The sequence below is a fragment of the Pseudomonas sp. SG-MS2 genome, assembly GCF_009933855.1.
Taxonomy (GTDB): Bacteria; Pseudomonadota; Gammaproteobacteria; order Pseudomonadales; family Pseudomonadaceae; genus Aquipseudomonas; species Aquipseudomonas putida_E.
In genome coordinates this window covers 1-4,451 of record NZ_MOMO01000086.1, presented here as the reverse complement: position 1 = coordinate 4,451, position 4,451 = coordinate 1, and the positions used below count along the sequence as shown (strand labels likewise).

At 63.0% G+C, this 4,451-nt stretch carries 6 protein-coding genes; all 6 read right to left on the bottom strand.

Annotated features, from left to right (window positions below; translation table 11 throughout):
- Positions 1 to 138 precede the first annotated feature (138 nt).
- A complete protein-coding gene (locus tag BLX42_RS06740; protein ID WP_046785426.1) occupies positions 139 to 666 on the bottom strand; it encodes a FixH family protein in 528 nt (175 codons plus the stop codon).
- A 15-nt stretch (positions 667 to 681) separates the two neighbouring features.
- Positions 682 to 2,097 carry a cytochrome c oxidase accessory protein CcoG gene (gene ccoG, locus BLX42_RS06735; RefSeq protein WP_046785294.1) on the bottom strand — a complete coding sequence of 472 codons (1,416 nt, stop codon included), beginning with the start codon at positions 2,095 to 2,097 and terminating at the stop codon, positions 682 to 684.
- Positions 2,098 to 2,373: 276 nt separating this feature from the next.
- On the bottom strand, positions 2,374 to 3,354 hold the full coding sequence (ccoP, locus tag BLX42_RS06730) for a cytochrome-c oxidase, cbb3-type subunit III (protein WP_046785293.1): 981 nt from the start codon (positions 3,352 to 3,354) through the stop codon (positions 2,374 to 2,376).
- Positions 3,351 to 3,548: a CcoQ/FixQ family Cbb3-type cytochrome c oxidase assembly chaperone gene (locus BLX42_RS06725; protein ID WP_012315408.1), complete on the bottom strand. Its 198-nt coding sequence runs from the start codon at positions 3,546 to 3,548 to the stop codon at positions 3,351 to 3,353. Before BLX42_RS06725 ends, ccoP begins: the two co-directional genes overlap by 4 nt.
- Before the next feature lie 5 nt (positions 3,549 to 3,553).
- Positions 3,554 to 4,162 carry a cytochrome-c oxidase, cbb3-type subunit II gene (gene ccoO / locus BLX42_RS06720; RefSeq protein WP_046785292.1) on the bottom strand — a complete coding sequence of 203 codons (609 nt, stop codon included), beginning with the start codon at positions 4,160 to 4,162 and terminating at the stop codon, positions 3,554 to 3,556.
- Positions 4,162 to 4,451, bottom strand: a 290-nt coding sequence (locus BLX42_RS06715; RefSeq protein WP_178110725.1) for a cbb3-type cytochrome c oxidase subunit I, incomplete at its 5' end; no start/stop codon positions are given. The genes BLX42_RS06715 and ccoO, both read right to left, overlap by 1 nt.

Here is a 4,451-nt window from a genome sequence, read left to right as displayed (position 1 = left end):
AGCGGCCTTGTGTCGCGAAAGGGGCGCGAAGCGGCCCCAAATTTTGAGCTTCCAGCATAGATTGCTCAGCTTGGCAGCATAGGTTGCTGGGGCCGCTTCGCGCCCCTTTCCGACCGGTCCGGCGCCCCGGCAAGGCCGCTACAAGTGCTCAGCGCCCTGGATGGCTTCATCGCCCAACTGCAAGGTCACACCATGCGCCACTTTTTCCTCCTCGAACAAGCGCCACACCTGGCCGCTTTCGCTACCCAGCAGCTCGACAAAGCGGCGCCCGTCGACCTTGTCTTCCAGTTGCCCCACATAGCGCCCTGCCTCGACCCGGCTCAGCAGCACCTTACGGTCCTTCTCTGGCTGGGTAGGTGAAATCAGGTTCAGCTCCAGGCTCTGCGGGTCGCTGCTGCCGGCCAGGCGCAGGTCCACTTCGCCCGTCAGCTCGTCCAGGTGCACGCTGGCCTTCAAGCCCAGGTTCTGCGCCAGCAATTCACGGTCCAGCGAGCGGTTGATGCCTTTGCCAGCCTCGTAGTAATTGTCGTTGACCAGGTTGTCGGGATTGTTCACGGCGATGCTGACCATGGTCAGGCTCAGGCATACCGAGGTGGTGAGGATGCCGATGATGATCCAGGGCCAGAGGTGCTTGTACCAAGGGCTGGTGGCGGTGGCGGCAGGCATGGTTCGCATTCTCTCTCAGCGGATCTGTGGGCCGATGAAGCGGCTCTTGGCTTCGACCTCGGCAGCGCTGTCATCGGCGCTTTTGAGGGTGAAGGTGATTTCGTTGGTGGTCGAGGGCAGCTTCTCGGGGGCGACCGACAACTGCACCGGCAGGCTGACGATATCGCCGGCGGCCACGCGGATTTCCCGCTGGCCTTCGAGCCGCAGGTCAGGCAGGCCAGCGGCGTCCAGCACGTACACGTGATCACGCTGGTCCTTGTTCATGACCTTGAGGCTGTACACGTTCTCGATACGCCCCTGGGCGTTCTCGCGGTACAGCACGCGGTCCTTGCTGACGTCGAAGCCCACCAGCGAGCGGGTGGCGAAGGCGGTGGCCAGGGCGCCGATCATCACCAGCAGCACCAGTGCGTAGCCGATCAGCCTTGGGCGCAGCATGTGGGTCTTCTGCCCCGACAGGTTGTGTTCGGTGGTGTAGCTGATCAGGCCTTTGGGGTAGTTCATCTTGTCCATGATGCTGTCGCACGCGTCGATGCAGGCGGCGCAGCCGATGCACTCGATCTGCAGCCCGTCGCGTATGTCGATGCCGGTGGGGCAGACCTGTACGCACATGGTGCAGTCGATGCAGTCGCCCAGGCCCTGGGCCTTGTAGTCCGTGTCCTTCTTGCGCGGGCCGCGAGTTTCACCGCGGCGCGGGTCGTAGGAGACGATCAGGGTGTCCTTGTCGAACATCACGCTCTGGAAGCGTGCGTAGGGGCACATGTACACGCACACTTGCTCGCGCAGCCAGCCGGCGTTGCCGTAGGTGGCCAGGGTGAAGAAGCCGACCCAGAAGTAGGCCCAGCCATCGGCCTGGCCGGTGAAGAATTCGATGGCCAGTTCGCGAATCGGCGAGAAGTAGCCGACGAAGGTCATGCCGGTGACGAAGCCGATCAGCAGCCACAGGCTGTGCTTGGTGAACTTGCGCAGGAACTTGTTGGCGCTCATCGGGGCCCGGTCAAGCTTCATGCGCTGATTGCGGTCGCCTTCGGTGACCTTTTCGCACCACATGAAGATCCACGTCCACACGCTTTGCGGGCAGGTGTAGCCGCACCATACGCGGCCGGCATACACGGTAACGAAGAACAGGCCAAAGGCGGCGACGATGAGGATGCCCGAGAGCAGGATGAAGTCTTGCGGCCAGATGGTGGTGCCGAAGATGTAGAACTTGCGCTCGGGCAGGTTCCACCAGACGGCCTGATGGCCGCCCCAGTTCAGCCAGACAGTGCCAAAGTACAAAAGGAACAGCGCTGCCCCGCCGACCATCCGCAACCTGCGGAACAGGCCGGTGAAGGCGCGGGTGTAGATTTTCTCGCGAGAGGCGTAGAGGTCGACGGAATCCTTCCCTTTGCTGGCAGGCGGGGTAACGTCATGTACCGGAATTTGCTTGCTCATCATCAAGTCCCACGGCAGTGGAGAAATGCCGCGGCCAGTGCGTGCCGGCCGCAGTCTCGCGCATTCTGCTAGCGCTGCGCCCCATGATACGCCGCTGATGGCACGCCGGGGTCGCTCTGCGACCTTTAGTCGCGTTGGGTTCGGGGTGTTGATCGTGTTAAGGCGGGTGTCAATTGATCCAGGTCATCTAGCGCTGAATCTACCGGCCCTATCGCCGGCAAGCCGGCTCCCACGCGGTGCGGGGGCCGGCTTGCCGGCGATAGGCCAGTGCAGGCATCACTCGGCCTTTTCAGGCTCCTGCTCCTGATGCGACAGGCTGTACACATAAGCCGCCAGCAGGTGAACTTTGTCATTGCCCTGCAGTTGCTCCTGCGCCGGCATCTGCCCCTGGCGACCATAACGGATGGTCTGTTGCAACTGAGCGAAGCTCGAACCGTAGATGAACGCCTGCGGGTGGGTCAGGTTCGGCGCGCCCATGGCGGGTGTGCCTTTGCCTTCAGGGCCATGGCACGCCACGCAGTTGGCGGCGAAGATCTTCTGCCCGTTCTCGACATCGGCCTTGGCGCCTTCAGGCAGGCTGCGACCATCGAGCTTGCTGATCACGAAGGCTGACACGTCGGCCACGCCTTGCTCGCCGATCACCTCCGCCCACGCCGGCATCACGCCATGGCGGCCGCCCATGATGCTGGCCTTGATGGTTTCCGGCTCGCCGCCCCAGCGCCAGTCGTTGTCGGTGAGGTTGGGGAAGCCGTAGGCGCCCTTGGCGTCGGAGCCGTGGCACACCGAGCAGTTGGACGCAAACAGCCGCGCGCCCATCTTCAGCGCTTGCGGCTGCCTGGCCACTTCTTCGATAGGCATGGCCGCATACTTGGCGAAGATTGGCCCGAAGCGGGCATCGGCCTTGGCCATTTCCTTTTCCCACTCGTGCACTCCGGTCCAGCCGGGCTGACCGTTGGTGAACTCGGTCTGCTTGTCGTTATCCAGGTACGAATACCCAGGCAGCACGCCTTTCCAGTTGCCCAGGCCCGGGTACAGCACCAGGTAGCCGAGGGCGAAAATGATGGTGCCGACGAACAGCCAGAACCACCATTTGGGCAGCGGGTTGTCATATTCCTCGATGCCATCGAAGGCATGCCCGACGGTTTCGTCGGTGACCTCTTCGCGCTGGCCCTTGCGGGTCGACAGCAGTAGCCAGGTCAACGCGAAGATGGTGCCCAGGGTCAGGACGGTGACGTACAGACTCCAGAAGGTTGTCATTGTTGTTTGCTCCCAGAAGCTTTTGCTTGCGCTTGCTCTACGTGCGTTTTGGCCTCGGGGTCATCGGCGAACGGCAGTTGGGTTGCCTCGTCGAACTCCTGCTTGCGCCGTGGGTTGAACACCCACAGCGCCAGGCCCACGAAGGCCACCATCACCACGACGGTGCCCAGGCCGCGAATCATCCCGATATCCATCAGCGTCACCGTTTGCTTTTGATGATGGTGCCAAGACCCTGCAGGTACGCGACCAGTGCGTCCATTTCGGTCTTGCCCTTGACCGCGTCGCGGGCACCGGCGATGTCGGCATCGGTGTACGGCGTGCCCAGGGTACGCAGCACTTCCAGCTTCTTCGCGGTGTCTTTGCCGTCGAGCGTGTTCTCCACCAGCCACGGGTAGGATGGCATCTTCGACTCCGGCACTACGTTGCGCGGGTTGTACAGGTGTGCGCGGTGCCAGTCATCGGAGTAGCGGCCACCGACGCGGGCCAGGTCCGGGCCGGTACGTTTGGAGCCCCACAGGAACGGGTGGTCCCACACGCTTTCACCGGCCACCGAGTAGTGGCCGTAGCGCTCGGTTTCGGCGCGGAACGGGCGGATCATCTGCGAGTGGCAGCCCACGCAACCTTCGCGGATGTAGATGTCACGGCCTTCGACTTCCAGCGCGGTGCGCGGCTTCATGCCTTCGACGGGTTTGTTGGTGACGTCCTGGAAGAACAGCGGGACGATCTGGGTGAGGCCACCGACGCTCACGGCGATGACCATGAAGAAGGCCAGCAGGCCGATGTTCTTCTCGACAGCTTCATGCTTCATCAGTGGGCTCCCACAACGACGATCTTGGCGGCTTCATCCGCTTCTGCCGGGTTGGCGGCGCGTACGGTGCGCAACACGTTGTAAGCCATCAGCAGCATGCCGGAGGCGAAGAACGCACCGCCCAGTGCGCGGACGATGTAGCCCGGGTGGCTGGCCTGCAGGGCTTCGACGAAGGAGTAGGTCAGCGTGCCGTCATCGTTGATGGCGCGCCACATCAGGCCTTGGGTGATGCCGTTGACCCACATCGAGGCGATGTACAGCACGGTGCCGATGGTCGCCAGCCAGAAGT

Excerpts from the sequence above, each read along its gene's own strand:
- BLX42_RS06740 (WP_046785426.1), bottom strand. The coding sequence starts at position 666 with ATGCCTGCCGCCACCGCCACCAGCCCTTGGTACAAGCACCTCTGGCCC.
- ccoG (WP_046785294.1), bottom strand. The coding sequence starts at position 2,097 with ATGAGCAAGCAAATTCCGGTACATGACGTTACCCCGCCTGCCAGCAAA.
- ccoO (WP_046785292.1), bottom strand. The coding sequence starts at position 4,162 with ATGAAGCATGAAGCTGTCGAGAAGAACATCGGCCTGCTGGCCTTCTTC.
- BLX42_RS06725 (WP_012315408.1), bottom strand. The coding sequence starts at position 3,548 with ATGGATATCGGGATGATTCGCGGCCTGGGCACCGTCGTGGTGATGGTG.
- ccoP (WP_046785293.1), bottom strand. The coding sequence starts at position 3,354 with ATGACAACCTTCTGGAGTCTGTACGTCACCGTCCTGACCCTGGGCACC.